Annotated in this window: 38 protein-coding genes and 1 pseudogene; all 39 read left to right on the forward strand. The window is 52.4% G+C overall.

Annotated elements, in window-relative coordinates:
* The first annotated feature begins 4 nt into the window (after window positions 1-4).
* The 39 genes and pseudogenes from rpsG (at window position 5) to PHO67_00720 (ending at window position 24,819) form a co-directional block, all read left to right on the forward strand.
* The gene (gene rpsG, locus PHO67_00530) at window positions 5-472 is read left to right on the forward strand and encodes a 30S ribosomal protein S7 (protein ID MDD5545633.1); all 468 of its coding nucleotides are present in this window, start codon (window positions 5-7) and stop codon (window positions 470-472) included.
* Window positions 473-523: 51 nt separating this feature from the next.
* Entirely contained in the window at window positions 524-2,602 is a 2,079-nt protein-coding gene (fusA, locus tag PHO67_00535; protein ID MDD5545634.1) for an elongation factor G, read from the forward strand.
* A 13-nt stretch (window positions 2,603-2,615) separates the two neighbouring features.
* Window positions 2,616-3,818, forward strand: a complete 1,203-nt coding sequence (gene tuf, locus PHO67_00540; protein MDD5545635.1) for an elongation factor Tu — start codon at window positions 2,616-2,618, stop codon at window positions 3,816-3,818.
* Between the two features lie 2 nt (window positions 3,819-3,820).
* A complete protein-coding gene (gene rpsJ / locus PHO67_00545; GenBank protein ID MDD5545636.1) occupies window positions 3,821-4,138 on the forward strand; it encodes a 30S ribosomal protein S10 in 318 nt (105 codons plus the stop codon).
* A gap of 28 nt (window positions 4,139-4,166) precedes the next feature.
* Window positions 4,167-4,790: pseudogene (rplC, locus tag PHO67_00550) on the forward strand (50S ribosomal protein L3).
* Window positions 4,791-4,888: 98 nt separating this feature from the next.
* Window positions 4,889-5,518: a 50S ribosomal protein L4 gene (gene rplD, locus PHO67_00555; protein MDD5545637.1), complete on the forward strand. Its 630-nt coding sequence runs from the start codon at window positions 4,889-4,891 to the stop codon at window positions 5,516-5,518.
* Window positions 5,515-5,796: a 50S ribosomal protein L23 gene (rplW, locus tag PHO67_00560; protein ID MDD5545638.1), complete on the forward strand. Its 282-nt coding sequence runs from the start codon at window positions 5,515-5,517 to the stop codon at window positions 5,794-5,796. The genes rplD and rplW overlap by 4 nt, the downstream gene beginning before the upstream one ends.
* A gap of 10 nt (window positions 5,797-5,806) precedes the next feature.
* On the forward strand, window positions 5,807-6,631 hold the full coding sequence (rplB, locus tag PHO67_00565) for a 50S ribosomal protein L2 (GenBank protein MDD5545639.1): 825 nt from the start codon (window positions 5,807-5,809) through the stop codon (window positions 6,629-6,631).
* Window positions 6,632-6,634: 3 nt separating this feature from the next.
* Window positions 6,635-6,916 carry a 30S ribosomal protein S19 gene (rpsS, locus tag PHO67_00570; protein MDD5545640.1) on the forward strand — a complete coding sequence of 94 codons (282 nt, stop codon included), beginning with the start codon at window positions 6,635-6,637 and terminating at the stop codon, window positions 6,914-6,916.
* A gap of 21 nt (window positions 6,917-6,937) precedes the next feature.
* Entirely contained in the window at window positions 6,938-7,333 is a 396-nt protein-coding gene (rplV, locus tag PHO67_00575; GenBank protein ID MDD5545641.1) for a 50S ribosomal protein L22, read from the forward strand.
* Between the two features lie 9 nt (window positions 7,334-7,342).
* Complete coding sequence (gene rpsC, locus PHO67_00580) at window positions 7,343-8,050, forward strand: 30S ribosomal protein S3 (GenBank protein ID MDD5545642.1); 708 nt, start codon at window positions 7,343-7,345, stop codon at window positions 8,048-8,050.
* Between the two features lie 48 nt (window positions 8,051-8,098).
* A complete protein-coding gene (gene rplP / locus PHO67_00585; protein ID MDD5545643.1) occupies window positions 8,099-8,521 on the forward strand; it encodes a 50S ribosomal protein L16 in 423 nt (140 codons plus the stop codon).
* A 19-nt stretch (window positions 8,522-8,540) separates the two neighbouring features.
* Window positions 8,541-8,741, forward strand: a complete 201-nt coding sequence (gene rpmC / locus PHO67_00590) for a 50S ribosomal protein L29 (GenBank protein MDD5545644.1) — start codon at window positions 8,541-8,543, stop codon at window positions 8,739-8,741.
* Window positions 8,738-8,986, forward strand: coding sequence for a 30S ribosomal protein S17 (rpsQ, locus tag PHO67_00595; protein MDD5545645.1), 249 nt, complete (start codon window positions 8,738-8,740; stop codon window positions 8,984-8,986). The genes rpmC and rpsQ overlap by 4 nt, the downstream gene beginning before the upstream one ends.
* Window positions 8,983-9,351, forward strand: coding sequence for a 50S ribosomal protein L14 (gene rplN, locus PHO67_00600; protein MDD5545646.1), 369 nt, complete (start codon window positions 8,983-8,985; stop codon window positions 9,349-9,351). Before rpsQ ends, rplN begins: the two co-directional genes overlap by 4 nt.
* Window positions 9,352-9,666 carry a 50S ribosomal protein L24 gene (gene rplX / locus PHO67_00605; GenBank protein ID MDD5545647.1) on the forward strand — a complete coding sequence of 105 codons (315 nt, stop codon included), beginning with the start codon at window positions 9,352-9,354 and terminating at the stop codon, window positions 9,664-9,666.
* Between the two features lie 14 nt (window positions 9,667-9,680).
* A complete protein-coding gene (rplE, locus tag PHO67_00610) occupies window positions 9,681-10,229 on the forward strand; it encodes a 50S ribosomal protein L5 (GenBank protein ID MDD5545648.1) in 549 nt (182 codons plus the stop codon).
* Window positions 10,230-10,232: 3 nt separating this feature from the next.
* Window positions 10,233-10,418, forward strand: coding sequence for a type Z 30S ribosomal protein S14 (locus tag PHO67_00615; GenBank protein ID MDD5545649.1), 186 nt, complete (start codon window positions 10,233-10,235; stop codon window positions 10,416-10,418).
* Between the two features lie 19 nt (window positions 10,419-10,437).
* On the forward strand, window positions 10,438-10,827 hold the full coding sequence (rpsH, locus tag PHO67_00620) for a 30S ribosomal protein S8 (protein ID MDD5545650.1): 390 nt from the start codon (window positions 10,438-10,440) through the stop codon (window positions 10,825-10,827).
* Window positions 10,828-10,836: 9 nt separating this feature from the next.
* Window positions 10,837-11,382 (forward strand): 50S ribosomal protein L6, encoded by a 546-nt coding sequence (rplF, locus tag PHO67_00625; protein ID MDD5545651.1) that lies wholly within the window; start codon window positions 10,837-10,839, stop codon window positions 11,380-11,382.
* A 5-nt stretch (window positions 11,383-11,387) separates the two neighbouring features.
* Window positions 11,388-11,750 carry a 50S ribosomal protein L18 gene (gene rplR, locus PHO67_00630; GenBank protein ID MDD5545652.1) on the forward strand — a complete coding sequence of 121 codons (363 nt, stop codon included), beginning with the start codon at window positions 11,388-11,390 and terminating at the stop codon, window positions 11,748-11,750.
* 41 nt (window positions 11,751-11,791) lie between these two features.
* Window positions 11,792-12,274, forward strand: a complete 483-nt coding sequence (rpsE, locus tag PHO67_00635; protein MDD5545653.1) for a 30S ribosomal protein S5 — start codon at window positions 11,792-11,794, stop codon at window positions 12,272-12,274.
* Entirely contained in the window at window positions 12,275-12,718 is a 444-nt protein-coding gene (rplO, locus tag PHO67_00640) for a 50S ribosomal protein L15 (GenBank protein MDD5545654.1), read from the forward strand.
* Window positions 12,718-14,055, forward strand: coding sequence for a preprotein translocase subunit SecY (gene secY, locus PHO67_00645; protein ID MDD5545655.1), 1,338 nt, complete (start codon window positions 12,718-12,720; stop codon window positions 14,053-14,055). Before rplO ends, secY begins: the two co-directional genes overlap by 1 nt.
* Window positions 14,052-14,708, forward strand: a complete 657-nt coding sequence (locus tag PHO67_00650; protein MDD5545656.1) for an adenylate kinase — start codon at window positions 14,052-14,054, stop codon at window positions 14,706-14,708. Before secY ends, PHO67_00650 begins: the two co-directional genes overlap by 4 nt.
* Window positions 14,709-14,721: 13 nt before the next feature.
* Window positions 14,722-15,483, forward strand: coding sequence for a type I methionyl aminopeptidase (map, locus tag PHO67_00655; GenBank protein ID MDD5545657.1), 762 nt, complete (start codon window positions 14,722-14,724; stop codon window positions 15,481-15,483).
* A complete protein-coding gene (gene infA, locus PHO67_00660; protein MDD5545658.1) occupies window positions 15,462-15,680 on the forward strand; it encodes a translation initiation factor IF-1 in 219 nt (72 codons plus the stop codon). Before map ends, infA begins: the two co-directional genes overlap by 22 nt.
* Before the next feature lies 1 nt (window position 15,681).
* Complete coding sequence (gene rpmJ / locus PHO67_00665) at window positions 15,682-15,795, forward strand: 50S ribosomal protein L36 (protein ID MDD5545659.1); 114 nt, start codon at window positions 15,682-15,684, stop codon at window positions 15,793-15,795.
* A gap of 22 nt (window positions 15,796-15,817) precedes the next feature.
* Window positions 15,818-16,207, forward strand: a complete 390-nt coding sequence (gene rpsM, locus PHO67_00670) for a 30S ribosomal protein S13 (GenBank protein ID MDD5545660.1) — start codon at window positions 15,818-15,820, stop codon at window positions 16,205-16,207.
* Between the two features lies 1 nt (window position 16,208).
* A complete protein-coding gene (rpsK, locus tag PHO67_00675; protein MDD5545661.1) occupies window positions 16,209-16,625 on the forward strand; it encodes a 30S ribosomal protein S11 in 417 nt (138 codons plus the stop codon).
* 3 nt (window positions 16,626-16,628) lie between these two features.
* Complete coding sequence (gene rpsD, locus PHO67_00680; protein MDD5545662.1) at window positions 16,629-17,255, forward strand: 30S ribosomal protein S4; 627 nt, start codon at window positions 16,629-16,631, stop codon at window positions 17,253-17,255.
* Window positions 17,256-17,269: 14 nt separating this feature from the next.
* Window positions 17,270-18,253: a DNA-directed RNA polymerase subunit alpha gene (locus PHO67_00685; GenBank protein MDD5545663.1), complete on the forward strand. Its 984-nt coding sequence runs from the start codon at window positions 17,270-17,272 to the stop codon at window positions 18,251-18,253.
* Window positions 18,254-18,266: 13 nt separating this feature from the next.
* A complete protein-coding gene (gene rplQ, locus PHO67_00690; GenBank protein ID MDD5545664.1) occupies window positions 18,267-18,869 on the forward strand; it encodes a 50S ribosomal protein L17 in 603 nt (200 codons plus the stop codon).
* A gap of 36 nt (window positions 18,870-18,905) precedes the next feature.
* Window positions 18,906-20,075: a pyridoxal phosphate-dependent aminotransferase gene (locus PHO67_00695; GenBank protein ID MDD5545665.1), complete on the forward strand. Its 1,170-nt coding sequence runs from the start codon at window positions 18,906-18,908 to the stop codon at window positions 20,073-20,075.
* Window positions 20,076-20,085: 10 nt separating this feature from the next.
* Entirely contained in the window at window positions 20,086-21,165 is a 1,080-nt protein-coding gene (locus PHO67_00700; GenBank protein MDD5545666.1) for an isocitrate/isopropylmalate dehydrogenase family protein, read from the forward strand.
* 19 nt (window positions 21,166-21,184) lie between these two features.
* Window positions 21,185-22,501, forward strand: a complete 1,317-nt coding sequence (lpdA, locus tag PHO67_00705) for a dihydrolipoyl dehydrogenase (protein MDD5545667.1) — start codon at window positions 21,185-21,187, stop codon at window positions 22,499-22,501.
* Complete coding sequence (gene lipA / locus PHO67_00710) at window positions 22,498-23,337, forward strand: lipoyl synthase (protein ID MDD5545668.1); 840 nt, start codon at window positions 22,498-22,500, stop codon at window positions 23,335-23,337. Before lpdA ends, lipA begins: the two co-directional genes overlap by 4 nt.
* 26 nt (window positions 23,338-23,363) lie before the next feature.
* Complete coding sequence (locus PHO67_00715; protein MDD5545669.1) at window positions 23,364-23,624, forward strand: biotin/lipoyl-binding protein; 261 nt, start codon at window positions 23,364-23,366, stop codon at window positions 23,622-23,624.
* Window positions 23,625-23,634: 10 nt separating this feature from the next.
* Entirely contained in the window at window positions 23,635-24,819 is a 1,185-nt protein-coding gene (locus tag PHO67_00720; GenBank protein MDD5545670.1) for an aminotransferase class I/II-fold pyridoxal phosphate-dependent enzyme, read from the forward strand.
* Window positions 24,820-24,849 lie beyond the last annotated feature (30 nt).

The raw sequence follows: 24,849 nt of genomic DNA on the forward strand, positions 1-24,849 counted from the left end.
AAATATGAGAAGACGTAAAGCCGAAGGAAGAGAGATTTTACCGGACCCGAAATTCAAGTCGAAGATCGTCTCCAAATTCATGAATATGATCATGGAGTGCGGGAAGAAATCGACCGCAGAACAGATCGTATACGGGGCATTTGAACAGGCGGCAAAGAAAGTCGGCAAAGAGCCGCTCGAAACTTTCCAGAAGGCGCTTGATAACGCCAGGCCCCTGGTAGAGCTCAAATCCAGGAGGGTCGGCGGCGCGACATACCAGGTCCCGATCGAAGTGCGCCAGGACAGGGGCATCTCGCTCGCGATGAGGTGGATCAGGGATTTCGCAAGAAGCCGCAAAGGCAAGCCGATGGTCGATAAGCTGGCTGCCGAGATAATCGATGCTTATAACAGCACGGGATCCGCGGTAAAGAAACGCGAGGATATCCATAAGATGGCAGAGGCGAACAAGGCCTTCAGCCACTTTAGATGGTAAAAATGGACGACGATGGCTATAACAACACAGGTTGCAGCAAATAGACAAAACATGGCTAGAGAATACTCTTTAGAGAATACAAGGAACATAGGCATCATAGCTCATATAGATGCCGGAAAAACGACGACGTCCGAAAGGGTGCTCTTCTATACAGGCCGCGTCCATAAGATCGGCAGTGTCGACGAAGGCACCGCCACGATGGACTGGATGGCCCAGGAGCAGGAACGAGGGATCACCATTACCTCGGCCAGCACGACGTGCTTCTGGAAAGATGTGCGCATAAACCTCATCGATACGCCGGGACATGTGGATTTCACGGTAGAAGTCGAGCGTTCGCTCAAGGTCCTCGACGGCGCGGTCGTAGTATTCTGCGCGGTCGGAGGGGTAGAACCCCAGTCCGAAACGGTCTGGCGCCAAGCGGACAGGTACAAGGTCCCGAGGATCGCTTATATAAACAAGATGGACAGGACAGGCGCGGATTTTTTTGGAACGGTAAAACAGATGATAGAGAGATTGGGCGCTGTGCCTGTTCCGATACAGATACCTTACGGCAGTGAAGAGAATTTCAAGGGCATAGTCGACCTTATCGAGATGAAAGCCCTTAAGTATGATGACGTAAAAGGCGTCGAATTCGAGATACAGGATGTGCCGGCCGACCTCCTCTCGATGGCGAAGGAATACCGCGCGCATATGATAGAGAAGATAGCCGAAGTCGACGACCACCTCATGGAAAAATTCGTCCACGGCCAGGAGCCGACCATCGAAGAGATAAAGAAGGCGTTAAGAAAGGCCGTTGTCAAGAGCGTCGTGGTCCCGGTCGTCTGCGGTAGCTCGTTCAGGAACAAAGGAGTCCAGCCGGTTTTGGACGCGGTATGCGATTACCTCCCGAGCCCGCTCGACGTGCCCCCGATGAAGGGATTAAATCCCGAGTCGGGACAGCACGAGGAGAGGACGGCGTCGGATGACCAGCCTTTCTGCGCGCTGGCTTTTAAGATAATGTCAGACCCTTACGTAGGCAAGCTCACATATTTCAGGGTATATTCCGGCGTGCTTGAGGCCGGTTCATATATATATAATTCCAATAAAGACGTCAAAGAACGTATCGGAAAGATCGTGCGTATGCATGCCAACAAACAGGAGATTGTCGAGCAGGTATATTCCGGCGAGATCGCCGCCGCGGTCGGGTTAAAAGATACAAAGACCGGCGACACGATCTGCAATGAGGACCATCCGATAACTCTCGAGTCGATGCATTTCCCCGAGCCCGTCGTCTCGCTCGCAATCGAGCCGGCGACCAAGGCCGACCAGGACAAACTCGGCATGGTCTTGAATAAATTCATGGAAGAGGACCCCTCTTTCAGGGTCAATTATAACCAGGAGACCGGCCAGACCATAATATCCGGTATGGGAGAACTCCACCTTGAGATCATCGTCGACAGGATGATGAGGGAATTCAAGCTCGAGGCGAATGTCGGTAAACCGCAGGTCGCGTATAAAGAGACCGTGACGAAACCGTCGCACAGCGTCGGAAAGTTCATACACCAGTCCGGCGGCCGCGGCCAGTATGGCCATGTGGTTTTGGATATGGAGCCGGGCGAGCCGAATTCGGGAATCACTTTTATAAACAAGATCGTCGGCGGTTCTATCCCGAAGGAATATATACCCGCGGCAAAAGCCGGCGTATTGATGGCGGCCAAGAGCGGCGCTCTCGCGGGATATCCGGTAATAGATGTCAAGGTCACATTAGTCGACGGCTCATATCATGAGGTCGACTCATCGGAAATGGCGTTCAAGACCGCCGGTTCCATGGGTTTTGTGGATGGCCTGAAACGGGGCGGACCTGTATTGCTCGAGCCTATCATGGAGATAGAGGTCACGATACCCGATGAATTCATGGGCTCGGTCATAGGAGACCTTAATTCACGCCGCGCAAAGATAGATTCCATAAACCAAAGGGCTAACGCGAAGGTCCTAGCAGGGACCGTCCCGTTGGCCGAGATGTTCGGATACGCATCGGCCCTAAGGTCCTTGACACAGGGCCGTGGAACATATACAATGGAACCTTCGTGCTATACGGAAGTTCCGAGACAAATAGCGGAAAAAGTTATAGCTTCCGCGACGAAAGGCTAAAAGGAGGAATCCAATGGCAAAGGAAAAATTTTTACGCAATAAGACCCACGTAAACGTAGGTACCATAGGCCATGTCGACCACGGCAAGACGACATTGACCGCCGCCATTACCCTGTGCTTGAACAAGAAGGGTATGGCAGAAGTCCGCGCCTATGACTCTATCGATAACGCCCCTGAAGAGAAAGAGCGCGGCATCACGATAAACATCGCCCACGTAGAGTACCAGTCCGACAAGCGCCATTACGCCCACGTCGACTGCCCGGGCCATGCCGACTACATAAAGAACATGATCACCGGCGCCGCCCAGATGGACGGAGCTATCCTTGTCGTATCGGCCCCAGACGGCCCGATGCCCCAGACAAGAGAACATATACTCCTGGCCCGCCAGGTAGGCGTCCCCTATATAGCGGTATTCATGAACAAATGCGACGTAGTCGACGATAAAGAGCTCCTGGACTTAGTCGAGCTCGAAGTAAGAGAACTCCTCACCAAATATGAATTCCCCGGGGATAAGACCCCGATAGTCCGCGGCTCGGCCCTAAACGCCATGAACTGCGCCTGCGGCAAAGACGACTGCCCCAACTGCAAACCCATCTTTGAATTAGTCAAAGCATTAGACACCTACATCCCCGACCCCAAACGCGAGACCGATAAACCCTTCCTGATGGCCATCGAAGACGTATTCTCCATCACAGGTAGGGGTACCGTCGGCACAGGCCGTATTGAGCGCGGTGTCGTCAAGGTAAACGACGAGGTCGAGATCGTAGGTATGCGCAAGGATACGCGTAAGACAGTAGTAACCGGCATCGAGATGTTCAGAAAACTCCTCGATGAGGGCATGGCAGGAGATAACGCGGGAGTCCTCTTAAGGGGCATCGAAAAGAAAGACCTGGAGCGCGGCCAGGTATTGGCCAAGCCGGGTTCTATCACCCCGCACACCAAGTTCAAAGCCCAGGTCTACATCCTGACCAAGGAAGAGGGCGGCAGGCACACGCCGTTCTTTACCGGATACAGGCCCCAGTTCTACTTTAGGACCACAGATGTCACCGGCGTCTCCACGCTTCCAAAGGGCGTCGAGATGGTCATGCCCGGAGACAACGTATCATTCGAAGTCGAACTCATAATCCCCGTAGCCTTAGAGAAGGGCTTGCGCTTCGCCATACGCGAAGGCGGCCACACCGTAGGCGCGGGCGCGGTATCAGAGGTTATAGCGTAACGATGACAACTACAGTCCAGAAAGCCAAGATCAGGATAAAACTCAGGGCATACGACCACAGGGTCCTCGACCAGTCCGCGGCCGAGATAGTGGAGACCGCGAAGAGGACCGGAGCGAAGGTCCTGGGACCGATACCCCTTCCGACGGATAAGGAAGTATATACGGTCCTGCGCTCGCCGCATATCGACAAAAAATCGCGCGAACAGTTCCAGCTCAAGACGCACAAGCGCGTTTTGGATATCGTCGAGCCTACATCGAAGACAATCGATGCCTTGAAAAAACTCGATCTTCCGGCCGGTGTGGACGTAGAAATAAAGTAAATGAACAAAAGGATCAGGTAACCGTAAAATGCCAGTAGGAATATTAGGAAAAAAAATAGGAATGAGCCAGGTCTTCAGGGATGACGGGAGGGTCATACCCGTCACCGTGATCGAGGCCGGCCCCTGCAATGTTCTGCAGATAAAGACAAAGGCCAAAGACGGATATGACGCCGTCCAGATCGGCTTCGGCGAAAAGAAAGAAAAGAACGTAAGCAAGCCTGACATGGGAAAATTCAAGAAGACAAAAGTAACCCCTAAAAGGTACGTCAGGGAGATCAGGATTTCAGCCGACCAGAAGTTCGAGCTCGGCCAGGAGGTAAAGGTCGATGTCTTCGCCGCGGGCGATGCCGTAGATGTCGTCGGCACCTCCATAGGTAAAGGGTTCCAAGGCGGCATGAAGAGATGGCACTGGCATGGAGGGAAGAAGACGCACGGTTCCACGTCGCACCGCAGAGTCGGTTCGATAGGTTCGTCTACGACCCCCGGTAGGGTCATAAGGGGTCATCATATGCCCGGAAGGATGGGCGGCGACACAGTTACCGTCCAGAACCTCGAGGTCGTAAAGATAGACCCGGAGAATAACCTCCTTATTGTTGAAGGCGCCGTCCCCGGACCTGCGAACAGCCTTTTGGTTATCAAGAAGGCCTTGAAACGCGCCAAGGCGAAGATACCGCAGCTGGTGATCACCATGGAGAAGAAAGAGAAGGGCAAGAAGGAGACTGGCGCAAAGAAAGAGGCTAGGAAGAAATAATGGCAGAAATAGAAATTTATAATATAAAAGGCAAATCAGTCGGCAAGATCGAGCTGGACAAAGATATATTCAACGGCGAGGTCAACGAACCGATCCTCCACCAGGTAATAAGGATGTATGAGGCCAACCAGAGGCAGGGGACGGCTTCCACAAAGACCCGTTCGGACGTTTCCGGCGGCGGAAAGAAGCCCTGGAAGCAGAAGGGCACCGGCCGCGCCAGGGCAGGCACCACAAGGTCTCCTTTATGGAGGGGCGGCGGCAAGGTATTCGGCCCGCACCCGAGGGATTATTCCTATGAGGTGCCGAAGTCGGTAAAGCGCCTCGCGCTGATCTCAAGCCTTAACGCCAAGCTCAACGACAAGGATATAATAGTCCTCGACGACATAAAGCTTGATAAGCCGAAGACGAAAGAAATCGCCGCGGCACTGCGTAATATAAAGGCCGAGAAGAAGCCTTTGCTGGTGTTGGAAGAAAAAAATGAGACGGTGGTCAGGGCATCGCGCAATATAGCCAATCTTCTTCTGAGGGATTACAAATCGCTCAACGCTTACGAAGTGCTGAAACAGCAAAAACTGGTATTGACCCAGAAGGCACTTGCGGCACTCACTAAAATGCTGGTGAAACAATGATACAGAAATTTAAGATATTAAAGGGTCTGCTCCATTCCGAAAAAGGCTCGACCCTGTTGCCTTTCAACAAATATGTGTTCGAGGTCTACAAGGACGCCAATAAGGCGGAGATAAAGAAAGCCATCGAGCTGGTATACAAAGTCAAGGTGAAAGACGTCAACACCATGATAATGTCCGGAAAATGGCGCAGGGTAAGGTTCAAGCCGGGCAAGACGCCCGATTGGAAGAAGGCGATAGTGACATTGCGTAAGGGCGACAAGATAGACGTAACGACATAAGGTAAAGCAAATGCTAAAGACATATAAACCATATACGAAATCGAGAAGGTGGATGACATCGTCGGATTTCTCGATGCTGACAAAGAAAGAGCCGGAGAAGAACCTTCTTTTGCCGAAGAGGAAGAAAGCCGGGCGCAATAACCACGGCCATGTGACCGTACGCCACCAGGGCGGCGGCCATAAGAGGATGATCAGGATAGTGGACTTTAAGCGTGACAAGGCCGGCATACCTTCTAAGGTCATCGCGCTCGAGTATGATCCGAACAGGTCAGCTTTCCTTGCTCTGCTGGAATATGAGGGTGGAGAGCGGAGGTATATCATAGCTCCGGTTGACCTGAAAGTAGGCGATAGCGTCATGTCAGGGCCTGATGCCGATATCAAACCCGGCAACGCGCTTCCGATAAAAAATATACCGGTAGGTACATTTATACATAATATCGAGCTGGCCAAAGGTATGGGCGCGAAGATCGTCCGTTCGGCGGGAACGAGCGCGCAGCTCATGGCAAAGGAAGGCGAGTACGCTAACATAAAACTGCCTTCGGGCGAGATACGCCTTATCCACCTGGACTGCTATGCGACTATCGGCCAGGTAGGCAATGTCGAGCACGGAACGATATCAATAGGAAAGGCCGGCAGGAAGAGATGGATGGGCATACGCCCGACGGTCAGAGGTGTTGCGATGAACCCGCATGACCATCCGCACGGCGGCGGCGAAGGCAAGTCCGGGCAGGGTAACCCGCATCCGGTTTCACGCGAGGGTCAGCTTGCTAAGGGTTTCAGGACCAGGAAAAAAGGCAAGTATTCTGACAGATTGATAATCAAGCGGAGGAGATAATAGATGGGGCGTTCGGCTAAAAAAGGGCCGTTTGTTGAAGCGAAACTGCTCAAGAAGATAGAGAAGATGAAGGGCGACAAGAAGCCCGTCAAGACATGGTCAAGAAGGTCGACCGTCGTCCCGGAATTTATCGGTTATACTTTCCTGGTGCATAACGGGAACAAGTTCATCCCGGTATTTGTCACCGAGAATATGGTAGGGCACAAGCTCGGGGAGTTCGCCCCGACGAGGACATTCAGGAAGCATGGCGGCGTCAAGTCAAAAGAAGCGCCGGCTGTAACTTAAACCAGAGGATAATCGGAAGAGATGGTATCAGCAGGAAGAGTAGTAGCTAAATATATCAAGACATCCCCCTATAAGATGCGCAAGGTCATGGACGTTATCAGGGGCAAGGACGTGAATTCGGCGCTCGGCATTTTAGAGAATATCGAAAAGCGTTCCCGCATCTACCTGATCCGCGCGTTGAAATCGGCTATCGCGTCGGCGAAACAGGACGGGAAAGTGAAGCAGGACGAGCTTTTCATCTGGAAGATAACCGCCGACGACGGCCCCATAATGAGGCGCTACAAAGCCCAAGCCATGGGCAGGGCCACGATGATACGGAAAAGGACCAGCCATATAATCATAGAGTTGGGCAGGACGGAAGCACCGGTAAAGAAAACTCCCGTAAAAGGCGCTGCGCCGAAAACGGGGAAGAAATAGGAGGAGTTAGTGGGTCATAAAGTAAATCCGATATCAATGCGGTTGGGATATATTAAGAACTGGAAATCGCGCTGGTTTGCCAGGAAGAAGGGCTTTGCCGATGCCCTCCATGAGGACCTCGCGATCCGCAAATACGTCAAAAAGACTTTTTCCGCCGCGGGCATATCATCCATTGATATCGAGCGCGCCAGCAACAGGGCGAAAGTCATAATATATACCGCCAGGCCGGGTATCATAATCGGCAGGAAAGGCGCGGATATCGACCGCCTGCGCGATGACCTGCAGGATAAGACGAAGAAAGAGATATATATAGAGATAAAAGAGGTGAAGAATCCCTCTACCGACGCCCAGCTTGTGGCGGAGAACATCGCCTTCCAGTTGGAGAAACGCATTGCCTTCAGGCGCGCCATGAAGAAAGCGGTCCAGCAGGCGATGAATTCCGGCGCTTTGGGCATAAAGGTCAAGTGCGCGGGAAGATTGGGCGGCGCTGAAATGTCCAGGACGGAAGGATATAAGGAAGGGAAAGTCCCCCTCCAGACATTCAGGGCGGATATAGATTACGGCTTTACTGAGGCGCTCACCACTTACGGGCTCATAGGCGTGAAATCATGGATATACAAGGGTGATATCCTCGACAAGAAAACAGTAGTAGGGAAGGCAGCGGTTGAGGAGCCTGAGGCGACAGGTAAGGCACCCGAGCCACCCGCTCAGGGTTAATCGAGCCCCTCACTTTTTACGAAAAGTACGGGACAAGGAGTTTTATAGATGGCGATATTTCCCAAGAGAGTAAAATACAGAAAGTCGCAAAGAGGCAGGCGCAAGGGCGTTGCGATGACCGGTTCGTCAATGGCGTTCGGCGAATACGGCCTCCAGTGCCTCGAGAACGGCTGGATAAAGAATACGCAAATTGAGGCGGCGAGGGTAGTCATCTCGCGCCACCTCAAAGGCGGCGGCAAGGCCTGGATAAGGATATTCCCGGACAAGCCTGTCAGCAAAAAACCCGCCGAAACGAGGATGGGTAAAGGAAAAGGCATGACCGACCACTGGGTCGCCGTCATAAAGCGCGGCAGGATCCTGTTCGAGGTCGAGGGCCTTCCCGAATCGATAGCCAAAGAGGCGATGCGTCTCGCGTCCTCGAAGCTTCCCTTGAAAACAAAATTCGTGGCTAGAGCAAGAACGGCCGCATAACCCGGGGAAATAACTTAAGATGCCGATGAAAACTCAGGAATTAAGGAATATGGCGGCGGAGGAGCTTAAAGCGAAATATAACCTGCTTACGGAATCGCTCTTCAAGCTGAACCAGCAGGCCAAGATCGGAAAGCTCGAGAAGCCCGACCAGATCCGCCAGATGAGGAAAGACATCGCGCGGATACTGACCATAATAAGGGAAAAGGATATCAAGATATGAACGAAAGAGGCAGCAGGAAAGAACTATTAGGGATAGTGACCAGCGACAAGATGCAGAACACCATCGTCGTGAAGGTGGAGTCCTTCTCGAAGCACGCTGCCTACAAGAGGACCATCCGCAGCGTGAAAAAATTAAAGGTCCACGACGAGGAAAAGAAGGCGAAGGTCGGGGACAGGGTAAAGATAGTCGAGACACGCCCGATCTCCAAAGACAAGAGATGGAGATTGGTTGAGGTACTGAAATGATACAGTTGCGTTCTATATTGGTTGTAGCCGATAATACCGGCGCGAAAAAAGCCGCCATGATACAGGTCCTGGGACGCCACGGGAAGGTAATGGCCGACCTTGGGGATATAATCAAGATCCATATAAAGGAATCTACCCCGGATGCGATAGTAAAGAAGGGCGAGGTCGCCAACGCCGTAGTGGTGAGGCTGAAATCGCCGACCAGGAGATCCGACGGTTCTTATCTCAGGTTCGACAGCAACGCTATCGTCATAATCGATGCCCAGAAGAACCCTAGGGGGACGAGGATATTCGGCCCGGTGGCAAGGGAACTGCGTGAAAGGGGTTTTTCGAAGATAATATCGTTAGCTCCAGAGGTAATATAGATGATAAGGATAAGGAAGAACGACACAGTAATGATAATGAAGGGCAGGGATAACGGAAAAACAGGCCGCGTCATGAGGATACTGTCCGGTGCCGGTAAAGCTATAGTCGAGGGGCGTAACTTCGTGAAGAAGCACGCCCATAAGACACAGAAGAATCCGCAGGGCGGGATAATACAGATAGAGAGCCCGATAGCGCTGTCCAATATCATGCCTGTCTGCCCCAAATGCGGAAAGCCGGTCAGGATCGGGATAACAGCCGGTAAGGACGGCAAGAAGACGAGGATATGCATGAAGTGCAAGGAGGCGCTTGCCTGATGAAAACGGCCACTATCACACCCAGGCTCGTCGGCTTTTACCATAAGGAAGTGATACCGCAGCTGACCAAGAAATTCGGATACAAGAATCTCTTCCAGGTGCCGCGCATAAAGAAGATCGTCGTAAATATGGGGGTCGGGAAAGGCGCGGAAGACATAAAGATACTCGAAGCGGCGCTTGCCGACCTCACTACCATAACCGGGCAGAAGCCGGTAATAACGCGCGCCAAAAAGGCTATCGCGAATTTCAAGATAAAAGAGGGCTCTCCTATAGGATGCAAGGTGACCCTGCGCGGCGCGAAGATGTATGAATTCCTGGACAGGCTGGTCAATATCGCCCTCCCCAGGATCAAGGACTTCCGCGGCGTCCCGTCGGATACCTTCGACGGTTCAGGTAATTACGCCCTCGGCCTGCGCGAGCAGACGATATTCCCGGAGATAGAGGTTGACAGGGTCGCGAGGGTCCAGGGTATGGATGTCATAATAGTTACGAGCGCCAAGTCGAATGATGAGGCGAGTGAGATGTTGCGTATTTTCGGTATGCCTTTCAAAAAACAAGGTTAGGATATGGCTAAAAAATCTTTGATAGAAAAATGGAAGAGGCCGGCTAAATTCTCGGCGAGGAAATACAACAGGTGCCGTCTCTGCGGCAGGTCAGGCGGTTACCTGCGCAAGTTTGAGCTGTGCCGCATATGTTTCAGGGAATTGGCTTCGAAGGGTGAGATCCCCGGCATAACAAAAGCAAGCTGGTAATAATCCAAAAGGAACAGAAATGTCCATTACAGATCCGATAGCTGATTTTTTGACGCTGATAAGGAACGCGACCCGCGCTAAGAAAGATAGCGTCGATGTGGTCCAGTCCAAGATGAACAAAGAGATCCTCGAGATCATGAAGAGGGAGGGTTATATCTCCGACTTCAAGCCTCTAGAGGCGTCCCGTAAGGTCCGCGTTTACCTGAAATATTCATCGAACCGCAGCGTCATAAAGAACGTAAAAAAGATATCAAAACCGGGATTAAGGGTATATACGCCTTATAGCAAGATCCCGATCGTGCTGCGCGGACTCGGAGTGGCTGTCATATCGACCTCCAAAGGGGTAATGACCAATAAAGAAGCCCGGGAACTTAAAGCGGGCGGCGAAGTATTATGTTATATATGGTAAGGGTGAAAAATGTCAAGAGTAGGTAAAAAACCAATACAGATAATCAAAGGCGTCAAGGTCAGTATTAACGGGGATTCCGTGCTTGTGGAAGGCCCGAAAGGCAAACTTTCGCAACAAGTGCATCCCTTGATCAAAGCCGAAATAAAAGGGGAGCAGATCATCGTGACGCCTCATGAGGGCGGCGAATCGCTCAAGAACGTCGGCGCGCTGCACGGCCTTACGCGCACACTTATCAATAATATGATCCTGGGCGTCACCAGCGGTTACCAGAAAGACCTTGAGATCCAGGGCGTAGGTTTCAGGGCCCAGGTCAGCGGCAAGAAGCTCGTTATGCAGCTGGGTTTTTCGCACCCGGTCGAGTTTCCCATCCCGGAAGGGATAGTCATAGAGGCGCCGAAACCCACCCAGCTTATAGTAAAAGGTATAGATAAGCATAAGGTCGGGCAGGTCGCCGCGGAGATAAGGGACATATTCCCGCCTGAGCCGTATAAAGGCAAAGGCATCAGGTATGTGGGCGAATACGTGAGAAAGAAAGTAGGAAAGGCGGTAGGTTAATACCCATGGCTGTAAATAAAGAATTGCACAGGAAGAGGCGCCATAACAGGATCAGGAGAAGGATCATCGGCACGAAGGATAAGCCGAGGATGTCCGTCCGCCGGAGCATAAACAACTTAGCGGTCCAGCTCATAGACGATATCGAGGGCGTGACGATCTGCGCGGTATCGACCATGGATAAGAGTTTAAGGGACAAGGTCAAGACGGGCGGGAACGTGAAGGCCGCGGAGGCTTTAGGCGAGATGGTCGCGAAAGCGGCGCAGTCAAAAGGCATAAAGAAAGCCGTCTTCGACAGGGGCGGGTATCTCTATCACGGCAGGATAAAGGCCTTGGCCGATTCCGCCAGGAAAGCAGGACTCGAATTCTAGCCCAAATTTTGGGATAGAAAAAGCAATCCAGGAGAGAAAAATTGGCAGAACGCAGAGATCAGGATAAACAGTTAAGCGAAAAGGTATTGAGCATAAACCGCGTCGCTAAAGTCACAAAGGGCGGCAAGAAGATGTCGTTTTCCGCCCTGCTTGTCGTCGGGGACGGGAAGGGAAAGGTCGGTTTCGGGTACGGCAAGGCGAATGAAGTGGCTGAAGCTATCAGGAAAGGCCTTGTCGACGCGAGGAGAAGGATGTTCCAGGTAGAGATCGTCGGGACGACAATACCCCATGAAGTCATCGGCAAATACGGCGCGGGCAAAGTTTTGCTTAAGCCCGCCTCTCCCGGTACCGGAGTAATCGCAGGAGGCCCTATAAGGTCCCTGTGCGATGCCGCCGGCATTAAGGATATACTTTCCAAGTCATTGGGCTCGGACAACGCCATAAACGTCATCAAGGCGGCGGTCGTGGGCCTTAAGAGCCTCAGTAACAGGGAAGAGAGCAAGAGAATAAAAGGAGCGATCTAAGTGAAGCTAGGCGAGATACACGTCCCGGTTGGGGCCACAAAGAAAAGAAAGATAGTAGGCAGGGGGCCGGGTTCCGGCCACGGCAAGACCTCGACGAGAGGCCAGAATGGCCAGAAGTCCAGGTCCGGTGCCCATATACATCCGGAATTCGAAGGCGGCCAGATGCCTTTGATAAGAAGGATCCCGAAGAGGGGCTTCACCAACAGGTTCAAGAAAAAATTCCTGATAGTGAACCTTTCGGACCTTAGTTCTTTCAAGGAGAATTCTATCGTAACTCCCGAAGAGCTGCTCAAGGAGGGCATCATCAAAAATACGAAGATCCCGGTAAAGATATTGGGCGGCGGAGAGATATCGAAGCCCCTGACCGTAAAAGCGAATTCGTTTTCGGCGGGCGCGGCCGAGAAGATACAAAAAGCTGGCGGAAAAGCAGAGATCGTTAAATAATGATCAAAGCGTTCGGCAATATATTAAAGATACCTGAGTTAAAAAAGAAGCTCCTCGTCACTGTGGCGCTTCTCGCCGTCTATTGCCTCGGCAGGTATATACCGACTCCGGGCATCGACGGGCACGCTCTTTCTCAATTTATAGAGCAGGAATCCAAGAGGTCGGGCGGGTCGCTGTTCGACATAATGGATCTTTTCACCGGGAACGCCATGTCCCAGATGACGATCTTCGCGTTCGGCATCATGCCTTATATATCGAGTTCCATCATAATGCAGCTTTTGACGTTCGCTTTCCCTTATTTTGAGAAACTCGCCAAGGAAGGCGGGGAGCACGGCCGAAGGATGATAACCCAGTATACGCGTTACGGGACTCTCGTGATCGGCGCCATACAGGCGTTGTTCACCAGTTTCTGGCTCGAGAACCTACATAACACTATCGGTATCCAGATAGTCCAGAACCCGGGCTGGGGTTTCCGCCTGGTGACCATCCTGACCCTGGTCAGCGGCACCGCTTTCATCATGTGGCTCGGCGAACAGATAACCGAATACGGCATCGGCAACGGCATGTCCATAATAATAACTGCGTCCATAATTTCGAGGATACCGACGGCGATGCATAACCTCACCACCCTCGTTGCCGCCGGCCAGTTGAGCGTATTTACCCTGATCCTCATGGCGGTGATGATCTTCGCGGTCATCATCGCGGTCATCATGATAACCCAGGCCCAGAGAAGGATCCCGGTGCAATACGCGAAACGGATAGTAGGAAGAAGGGTGATGGGCGGCCAGAGCACATATCTCCCGTTGAGGGTGAACCAGGCCGGTGTCATCCCGATAATCTTCGCCCAGTCGATCCTGCTGTTTCCCGCGACGATAGCGCAGTTTATACCCAACCAGACGATAAAGAGCATGCTGGCGTTTTTGCAGCACGGCGGTGTCGTCTACACGACATTCTACGCGGCATTGATCATATTCTTCACTTATTTTTACACGGCGGTAACGCTTAACCCGCGCGACCTGGCGGATAATATGAAAAAATACGGCGGTTTCGTACCGGGAGTAAGGCCGGGCAGGCCGACAGAGGATTATTTTAATTTTATTTTAAACCGCGTCACGTTGCCCGGAGCTATTTTCCTGGCGATAATAGCCGTAATCCCTGATTTCATCGGGAAATGGCTCCAGATACCGTACCTGGTGGCGAGCTTCTTCGGCGGCACCGCGCTCCTTATCATAGTCGGTGTTATGCTCGATACGATGAAGCAGATCGAGTCGTTCCTTTTGATGCGGCACTATGACGGTTTCATGAAGTCGGGCAGGTTGAAGTCGAGGGGCCGTTGAGACTCGTTCTCCTGGGCCCGCCCGGCGCCGGAAAAGGGACGCAGGCAAAGGTTCTTTCTAAGGAATATAAGATCCCGCATATCTCTACCGGGGATATCTTGCGCGAAGCCGTAAAGACTAAGACGCCGATAGGCTTGAAGGCGAAGGTCTATATGGACAAGGGAGAGCTCGTCCCCGACGATGTCGTGATAGAGATGGTCGCCCAGCGCGTCGCGAAACCGGATTGCGAGAAAGGTTTCATGCTCGATGGTTTCCCGAGGACAGCGGCGCAGGCAAAGGCCCTCGACGCCACGCTGGCGGAACTCAAACGGCCGGTCGACCTGGTCCTTTATTTCAAGACGTCGGTCGAAACGATAATACAGCGGCTCTCCGGAAGGAGGGTCTGCAGGATCTGCGGCGAGAATTACCACGTAAAGAATATACCCCCGAAGGTAGCCGGCAAATGCGATAAGGACGGCGGCGAGCTTTACCAGAGGGATGACGATAAGGAAGATACGATCTTAAACAGGATAAAGGTCTACGAAAACACCGTTCCTGAGATAATAGCTTATTATGAGAGCAAGAAGATACTAAGGACGGTATCCGGGGATTTCGACGTAGATGAAGCGCACGATTACCTGTCTAAGCTCTTTGTCAAAGAGAATCTAACATAGGGCAGGGCGGCAGATGATAATGCTAAGGTCCAGGGCCGAGGTCGAGAAGATCGAAGCGGCCTGCAGGATCGTCGCAGATACCCTGGAACATCTCGGTTCGAAGATAAAACCGGGTATGGCGACGGCAGAATTGGACATCCTTGCCGAAGAATATATTAAGGCGAGAGGGGCTGTTTCCGCCTTTAAGGGATATAAAGGATTTCCGGCGAATATATGCACGTCGGTGAATGAGACCGTGGTCCACGGCATCCCGGGGAAACAGACCTTGAAAGAAGGCGATATAATCGCCTTGGATATAGGCGTCAAATTAAACGGTTATTTCGGCGATGCCGCGATGACGTTCCCGGTAGGCGGGATCTCCGAAGAGGCGAGTAAACTCATCACCGTGACGGAAGAGTCCCTTTATAAGGGGATAGAGAATGCCCGTCCGGACAAAAGGCTCTGTGATATATCGAGCGCGGTCCAGGAACATGTCGAGAATAACGGGTTCTCGGTTGTGCGCGAATTCGTAGGGCACGGCATCGGCACGAAGATGCACGAGGATCCGCAGATCCCAAATTACGGCGCGCCGGGCACAGGGCCGAGGCTAAAGGCGGGGATGGTACTCGCGATAGAGCCGATGGTCAACACCGGGACACACAGGGTAGAGATATTGGAGGACGGGTGGACAGCCGTGACGAAAGACAGGAAGCTGTCGGCCCATTTTGAACACACGGTTTATATAGGCGATAACGGGCCGGAGATATTGACGGAATGGCGAAAGAAGAAGCTATAGAAGTAGAGGGCGTGGTGCTTGAGGCGCTGCCGAACGCGATGTTCCGCGTGGAGCTCGACAACGGCCACAAGGTGTTATCCCACGTCTCCGGCAAGATGAGGATGAACTTCATCCGCATCCTTCCGGGCGACAGGGTAAAGCTCGAGCTTTCGCCGTATGACTTAACCAGGGGCAGGATAACTTTCAGGGTGAAATAATATGAAAGTCCGTTCAAGCATAAAGAAGATATGCGAGAAGTGCAAGATAGTAAAAAGAAGGGGAATAATCTACGTGATCTGCGCTAACCCGAAACACAAGCAGCGCCAGGGTTAGGCCGATAATTTAGGAGGACGTAATGCCGAGGATTTTAGGTATCGATCTGCCGAAGGAAAAAAAGATAGAGTTCTCTCTCTGTTACCTCTACGGGATAGGCAGGGCGCTCTCGAGGAAGATCCTCAAGGAGGCGAACATCAATCCCGATGTGCGCGCCAAGGACCTTACCGACGAAGAGGTGTCGCGCATAACGACGATCCTGCAGAAGGAATATAAGGTCGAGGGAGACCTGAGGAGAGAGATCGCGCAGAATATAAAGAGGTTGATGGACATCGGCTCGTACAGGGGGATCAGGCACAAGAGGGGCCTGCCGACGCGCGGCCAAAGGACAAAGACTAACGCAAGGACAAGGAAAGGCCCGCGCAGGATGGCGGTCACCTTAAAGAAGAAAGAGACCAAGCCGGGAGCATAATATGGTAGAAGAGAAGAAGGAAGAAGAGCATAAGCCTAAGAAGAAAAAAACAAAGAAGAAGGTCGCCAAGAACATACCGAACGCGATAGCGCATATCCAGGCGACTTTCAATAATACGATCGTCACGATCTCCGATAAGTCGGGAAATACCATCTGCTGGGCGTCAAGCGGCGGAAGCGGCTTCGCGGGATCGAAGAAGTCGACGCCGTTCGCCGCGCAGGTGGCTGCGGAAGTTGCCGCAAAGAAAGCCATGGAACACGGCGTAAAGGAAGTCGAAGTCTACGTAAAAGGCCCCGGCGCCGGACGAGAATCCGCGATACGCGCGCTGCAAGCGACCGGCCTGGCGATATCGTTAATAAAAGATGTCACGCCTATTCCACACAACGGCTGCAGGCCGCCGAAGAGAAGGAGAGTATAGTAAATGGCGAAATACAAGGATGCCGTATGCAGGCTATGCAGGAGGGAGGGCTCCAAGCTTTTCCTCAAAGGCACGCGCTGCTATACGCCGAAATGCGGGATCTCCCGCCGCGAGTACGCGCCGGGCCAGCACGGCCAGGGCAGGATCAAGCTGTCCGATTACGGCCTTCAGCTGAGGGAGAAGCAGAAGCTCAAGAGGATCTACGGAGTCCTTGAGAAGCAGTTCAGGAATTACTTCAAGACGGCGAATAAATCTAAGGGCGTCACCGGTGAGATCCTGCTGCAATTACTTGAGAGAAGGTTCGATAACGCATTGTTCCGTTCAGGCCTCGCTAATTCCACCGCCGACGCGCGCCAAGTCATCGCGCACGGCCATGTGAAGATAAACGGCCGCAGGACCGACATACCTTCGTATTCGGTAAAGGTCGGAGATACAGTAAAGATAGAGAGCAAGGAAGGTATCGTAAAACATATAAAGAGCAACATCGAGCTTACGAAGGACAGGGGCATCCCTAAGTGGATGACGGTCGACGCAAACGGCCTTGAGGTAAAGATCGTCAAGCTCCCGTCCAGAGAAGATATCGGGTTCCCCATCCAAGAACAATTAATAGTCGAGTTGTATTCGAAGTAAGAGGAGAAAATAATATGGGTATTGCCTGGAAAGATTTTGAAATGCCAAAGAAGTTGGCTTGCGATGACGCGAGCTATTCGGATACCTACGGAAAGTTCACCGCAGAGCCCTTTGAGCGCGGCTACGGCACTACGCTCGGCAACGCTTTAAGGAGGGTGCTGCTTTCCTCGATAGAGGGAAGCGCGGTGACCTCTGTCAAGATAGATTCCGTCCACCACGAGTTTTCCAGCGTGCCCGGCGTCTCGGAAGATATACCGGAGATAATCCTGAATATAAAGAAACTCGTCCTGCGCTCCCATTCAAGGCAGCCCAAGGTCATCGAGATCAAGGCCGACAGCAAGGGCGACGTGAAGGCGAAGGACATAATCCATGACGAGACGATAGAGATACTTAATCCCGAACTGCATATCGCCACGCTGACGAAGAACGCCAAGTTCCACGTCGAGATGGAAGTAGGCAGGGGAAGGGGTTATTATCCGGCCGAGAAGAACAAGAGGGAAGGCCAGCCGATCGGGGTAATACCGGTCGACTCGATATTTACCCCTATCGTGAAGGTCAACTTTGAGGTGGAAAATACCCGCGTTGGCCAGATAACCGATTACGACAAGCTCATATTGGAGATATGGACCAACGGAAGCGTGACGCCGAAAGACGCGTTGCTATATTCGGCCCACATACTCGAGAAACACCTCGAGATATTCCTCGATTACGGGAAACTTCCGGAAGAGGAAGTCGAGGAAGAGATCAAGGTCGACGAAGAGCTCTATACGAAGCTCAGGATGCCTGTCTCGGAGCTCGAGCTTTCTGTGAGGAGCGCCAACTGCCTCAAGGAAGCGAAGATAAAGACGATCGGAGAACTCGTCCAGAAGAATGAGGCGGAGATGCTCAAGTACAGGAATTTCGGCAAGAAATCCCTGGCGGAGATAAAAGAGATCATAACCGGGATGGGTTTGGGCCTCGGCATGAAAGTCGATAAAAAGTTACTGAAGAAGGAATAACGGGTATACAACCATGCGCCATAAAAAACTGAACAAGAAATTCGACAGGAACAAGCCCGAAAGAGATTCGATGATGAATAATCTCGTGAAGGGGCTTTTCATCTACCAGAGCATCACAACCACGACCCAAAAGGCGAAAGAGGCGAGAAGGTTCGCCGAGAAGCTCATAACGACCGCCAAAAAGGACGATCTCAGCTCCCGGAGAAGGGCTTTCTCTGTTTTGAGGGACGAAACCCTTGTCGGGAAGCTATTTAAGGAGATCGCGCCGCTTTTTAAGGACAGGAAAGGCGGATATACCCGGATAATCCACCTTGGGAAGCGGAAGGGCGACAATGCCGAGCTTTCGATACTTGAATTGACGGAGAAGAAAGTCGTCGCTCCTAAGGTAAAGCATAAGAAAGAGAAACCGGCCGAGGCCAAACCGTCCGCGGCGGAAAAGACTCCCGCAAAAGGAACCGGTCCCCACGCTCCGGAAAAGCCTAAAGAAGCGGCGCACGAAAAGAATATCCCGCCTAAGAAAGAGGAGAAGGAGATACATAAAACGCCGACCCATAAGGCGCCGGCCGGCGGTTTTGTCGGGACTCTCCGCAAGTTCTTCAGGGGCAGGACCAAGTAATCCGCTAAGGCGGGTATATATTAAGAGGGGATAACCTTGAAGATCTCAAGACGTATTGAGAAAGTCAAAGAATCTCCTACGCTCGCCATCACCGCCAAAGCCAAGGAGATGAAGTTTAAGGGCGAAGACGTCGTAAGCTTCGGCGCCGGCGAACCGGATTTTGATACACCCTCCCATATCAAAGCCTCCGCGATAAAGGCCATCGAGGGCGGTTTCACTAAATATACCGCGTCTTCGGGGATCCCCGAGCTAAAAAAAGCTATCTGCGAGAAATTCCTGAACGACAGCGGCCTCTCCTATGAACCTTCCCAGATCGTAGTCTCGTGCGGCGCAAAACACTCTCTCTATAATATATTCCAGGCGATCTGCGACGAGGGGGATGAAGTGATCATCCCTTCGCCGTATTGGGTGAGCTATACCGAGATGGTAAAACTTGCCGGCGGGAGGCCTGTCATCCTGGACACGAAACAGAGCGACGGGTTTAAAGTTAAGCCCGACGCCCTGAAGAAGTCTATCACGAAAAAGACGGCCGCATTCGTCCTCAACAGCCCGTCCAATCCCACCGGATGCGTCTATAACAGGTCCGACGCCGAAGGCATAGCGGATATCCTGATCAATAATAAAATAACAGTGATCTCGGACGAGATATACGAGAAATTGATATACGACGGCGAGAAACATATCTCGTTCGCCTCTCTTAGTAAAGAAGCGTATGGCATCACTTTCACGGTGAACGGTATGTCCAAGTCTTATTCGATGACCGGCTGGCGCATCGGTTACCTGGCCGCGCCGACGAAAGAATTGTCGGCGGCCGTAGGCCGCCTTCAAGACCACTCGACCTCAAATCCCGTTTCGTTCGCGCAGAAGGCGGCGCTCGAGGCGTTAAAGGGCGACCAGAAGTGCGTCGCGGAGATGGTCGAGGAATTCAAAAAGAGGCGCGATTATATGGTCGACAGGATCAACCGGATGAAGAATATCAGCTGCGTAAAGCCTAAAGGCGCATTTTATGTCTTCTGCGACATATCGAAGACGAAGATGGGCTCTCTCGATTTCTCGAAAACGCTCCTCGAAGAGGCAAAGGTGGCGGTCATCCCGGGCGAGCCGTTCGGATGGGATACCCACATAAGGCTGAGTTTCGCGACCGGCCTCGACGATATCAAGAATGGCCTCGACAGGCTGGATAACTGGCTTAAGGCCAGGGAATAAAGGAGATATCTTGGGACACAAGATCACTTTCATACCCGGCGACGGCGTAGGGCCGGAACTCTCGGATGCGGCAAAGCGCTGCATAGAAGCGACCGGCGTCGATATCGAATGGGAGGCATTCGACGCGGGTATAGGCGTCATGGAGAAATACGGCACGCCGCTTCCCGAGCACGTCCTTGCTTCCATCAGGAAGAATAAGGTTGCCATCAAAGGGCCGATCACGACGCCTGTCGGCACCGGAATACGCAGCGTAAACGTTGAGCTCAGGAAAGCCCTGGAATTATACGCCTGCCTGCGACCGTGCAAATCATATAAAGGGGTAAGGAGCCGTTACGAAAAAGTCGATATAACCATAGTCCGTGAAAATACCGAGGACCTTTACGCGGGCGTGGAATTCGAACAGAAAACGCCTGACTGCAAAAAGATCATAGATGACATCAACTCCCTGTCGAAGAAGAAGATAAGGGAGGATTCCGCGATAAGCATAAAACCGATATCGAAGTTCGCCTCGGAACGGATAGTGAAATACGCTTTTGAATACGCGGTAAAGAACGGCAGGAAGAAGGTCACCTGCATACATAAAGCTAATATCATGAAGGCGACCGACGGGTTGTTCCTCGCGACAGCGAGGGAAGTCGCCGCTAAATACGCGGGAAAAGTGGAATTCGAGGACAGGATCGTCGATAACATCTGCATGCAGCTCGTCCAGAGGCCGGAGGAATATGATATTCTTGTCCTTCCCAACCTGTACGGCGACATAATATCGGACCTTTGCGCAGGGCTTGTCGGCGGGCTGGGTCTGGCCCCGGGCGCGAACATCGGCGATAATTGCGCGGTCTTTGAGGCGACGCACGGCAGCGCGCCTAAATATAAAGGCATGAACAAGGTTAATCCCACCGCTATGATCCTTTCCGGAGTGTTGATGCTGCGCCATATAGGCGAGAAGAATGCCGCCGAACGGCTGGAGAACGCCGTGAAGAAGGTGATCTCCGACGGAAAATTCGTCACTTACGACCTGAAGGCGGAACGCGGCGACCCGACCGCGGTCGGCACACGGCAGATGGCAGACGCGATAATAAAGGCGCTCTAACCCGCCGGAATATCTTCCCATGAAAAACTACGATATATGTATCATCGGCGCAGGGCCCGGCGGCACGGCCGCGGCGCTCGAGGCCTCATCCCTGGGAGCGGCGGTTGCGCTCATCGAAAGGGATGAGATCGGAGGCGTATGCCTGAACAGGGGCTGTATCCCGACAAAGGCCCGTTTAAAGTCCGTTTTTCTTTACGATGAATTCAAGCGTTCAGCCGAATTCGGAATAACGTCAAAAAATTTTGACTTCGACCTTTCTTCCATACGCCACCGCTCCTCCGATATAGTGGCCCGCCTGAAGGACCAGCTCGACCAATCGCTAAAGGCCAGGAGGGTGGATATAATAAAAGGCGAGGCGGTTTTTGAGGATAAAGGGACGGTAACGGCCGGCGGAGAAAAGATATCCGCGAGCACTTTTATTATAGCGACCGGATCCGCGCCGAAAGCGCTCAGGACGGCCAAGTCGGACAAAAAAAGGGTGTTCTATTCCGAAGAGATACTCGGCCTCGATAAGATGCCTGAGGATATCACGATAATCGGCGGCGGCGCCATAGGATGCGAATTCGCGTCTTTCTTCTCGGCCCTTGGCTCCAAAGTTACCATTATAGAGATGATGGAGCGGATATTGCCGAGGGAAGATAAGGACCTTTCGAACAGGCTTGAAGGCATATTTAAGAAAAAAGGCATAGAGGTGATAACCGGCGTTGCTTCGCCGGATATCGGAAAAATTTCCTCTAAAATTATTTTGATCTCAGTGGGCCGTTCGCCGAATACGGGCGGAATGGGATTGGAAAAATCCGGAATTGCCGTAAAAGACGGCCGCATAACCGTCGACAAATATTTAAGGACGACGGCGCATGATATTTTCGCCGTCGGCGATTGCATCGGAAGATATAACCTCGCGCACGCCGCGACGGCCGAGGGAAAGGCCGCCGCGCGAAACGCACTCGGGAAAGAGGCGGCGATGGATTACGGAATAATGCCCGTTTGCGTCTATTCGTTCCCGGAGGCCGCGAGCGTAGGCCTGAACCCAGATGAGGCGGGGAATAAAGGATATGAGGCGGTAACCGGCCGCGCTTTCTTCGCGGGATCGGGAAGGGCCCTTGCCCAGAGGGAAACGGAAGGTTTTGTAAAGTTGACGGCCGACAAAAAGACAGGCAAGATACTAGGGGCGCAGATTTTGGGCTATAACGCGTCGGAACTCATTGGCATAATAAGCGTCGCCATAAAGGGCGGGCTATCCCTAAGAGACCTGGCCGATGTCGTCCAACCGCATCCGGCTTTCTCCGAGGCGGTCCAGGAGGCTGCAGCAAATATATTGAGGCAGCCGAAATGATAGCCAAGCCCCGCTGGCTTAGAAGGGATATCGTATCCTCGCCGAAGATAGAAGAGACAAGAAAATTGCTCAGGGATTCTTCGGTCAACACCGTCTGCGAAAGCGCCAAATGCCCTAATTTATGCGAATGCTTCGGCAGGGGCACGGCGACTTTTATAATTCTCGGCGATACCTGCACGAGAGGGTGCAGATTCTGCGCGGTAAATGATGGGATCCCTTCTGCGCCTGACCCGGAAGAGCCTTCGAAAGTTTACGAGGCCGCCAGGAAATTAAACCTTAACTATATCGTCGTCACATCGGTCACAAGGGATGACCTCCCGGACGGGGGAGCGGCGCATTATGCCGCGACTGTCGGATACCTGCGCGAAAGATTAAGCGGCGTAAAGATAGAGGTCCTTGTCCCGGATTTCAAGGGGCGGGCGGAGCATATCGATAAGGTATGCGGAGCGGGGATAGATGTCTTCGCGCATAATCTCGATACGGTCAGGAGGCTCCATAAAGCCGTCAAGCCGAAAAGCGATTACGATCTTTCGCTTACCGTATTGGGGAAAGCCAGGGATATATCGCGCGGCGGCATACCTACCAAGAGCGGCCTCATGCTCGGCCTCGGCGAGACAGAGGATGAAGTGGTCTCAGCGATGAAGGACCTGCGATGGGCAGGGTGTGATATTATCACTCTCGGGCAATACCTGAAGCCGTCCCCGGGCAAGACAGAGGAACGTGAATTTATATCTCCAAAAATGTTTGAAAAATACGAGGAAATAGCGTATAATTTAGGCTTTACAAGGGTGAGCTCAGGACCGTTTGTCAGGAGTTCCTATCATTCAACCTGTTAAGTCAATTTTGGGTCAAGGAGGAGGATATGGCAAAAGTCATATTGCCTGAAGTCGGAGAAGGGGCCCGGGAAGCCACCATATCTTACTGGCATTTCGAGGAAGGAGACAGGATAGAGGAAGGCGAAGACCTTGTGGAGATCGCCACGGACAAGTCCGCTATCAACGTGCCGGCTCCGTGCTCCGGGGTACTGACCGAAGTCTATTTTGAAGAGGGTGATATTGTCGAGGTCGGAGAAGTGCTCGCCAATATCGAAGAGGAAGAAGCGCTTTTTGAAGAGGAGGAATAAGGTAAATTAGATGCACGAAGCTAACAGGCTTAAAAGATTACCGCTGTATCTTTTCACTATCCTTGACGAGCTGAAAGAGAAGGCTAAGGCCCAGGGTACCGAGGTCATTGACCTCGGCATGGGCAGTCCCGACCTGCCGCCGGCCCGCCATATAGTGGATGAATTATGCGAGCAGACCAAGCACGTCATCAACCACCGCTATTCGAGGCCTACAGGAGACGTCGAAAATGCCTTCAAGAAAGCGATAGCGGATTGGTACAAGAAAAAGTTCAACGTCGACCTCGACCCGAGGACGGAAGTCCTGCCGCTTATAGGGTCTAAGGAAGGCATCGCGAACTTATGCCTCACGTTCCTCAACAACGACGATATAGCTATAGTGCCGAGCCCGGGATATACCGTGCATTTCAACGGGCCGATCATGGCCGGCGGCATATTATACAGCTTGCCGATAAGCAAGGAGAACGGGTACAAGCCGGACTTAAAGAGCCTCGGCCGGGAGATAACCAGGATGGCCAAGATACTTTTCCTGAGCTATCCGCATAATCCCACCACAGCTGTCGCCGACCTGGCTTATCTTGAAAGCGTCGTCGATTGGGCCAAAGACAAGGATATAATAATAGCTTACGACAACGCCTATTCTGACTTTGTCTTTGAGGGGCCGCCTGCCCCGAGCATACTCCAGGTAAAAGGGGCTAAAGATAAATGCGTGGAGTTCCACACGCTGTCCAAGTCGTATAACATGGCGGGGTGGAGGATAGGCACGGTCGTCGGAAACTCCAATATCATACGCTCCCTTGAAAAGACAAAGAGCTACATAGACTTCGGCCTTTTCCGGCCGATACAATACGCCGCTATAAAGGCGTTGACCGGCCCTCAGGACTGCGTAAAGGAACTCGTTGCGACATATAAGAAGAGAAGGGATGTCTTTGTCGACGGGCTTAACAAGGCCGGCTGGGAGATCGACAAGCCGCAAGGGACTTTTTATGTCTGGGCCCACATCCCTCCCAAGTACAACGCTCTTACATCTATGGAATTTTGCGCGCTTCTGGTAGAGGAAGCGGGCGTCGTATCTTCCCCGGGGACGGGCTTCGGAGAATTCGGAGAAGGTTTCGTGAGGTTCGCCCTCGTGGAACCCGAAGACAAACTTAAGATAGCCGTCGACAGGATAAAGAAACTCCTGGAGAAGAAAGACTAAACGCATTCTTTAAGTTGCCATACGATACGC

This window comes from Candidatus Omnitrophota bacterium (assembly GCA_028716565.1).
Taxonomy (GTDB): Bacteria; Omnitrophota; Gorgyraeia; order Pluralincolimonadales; family Pluralincolimonadaceae; genus Pluralincolimonas.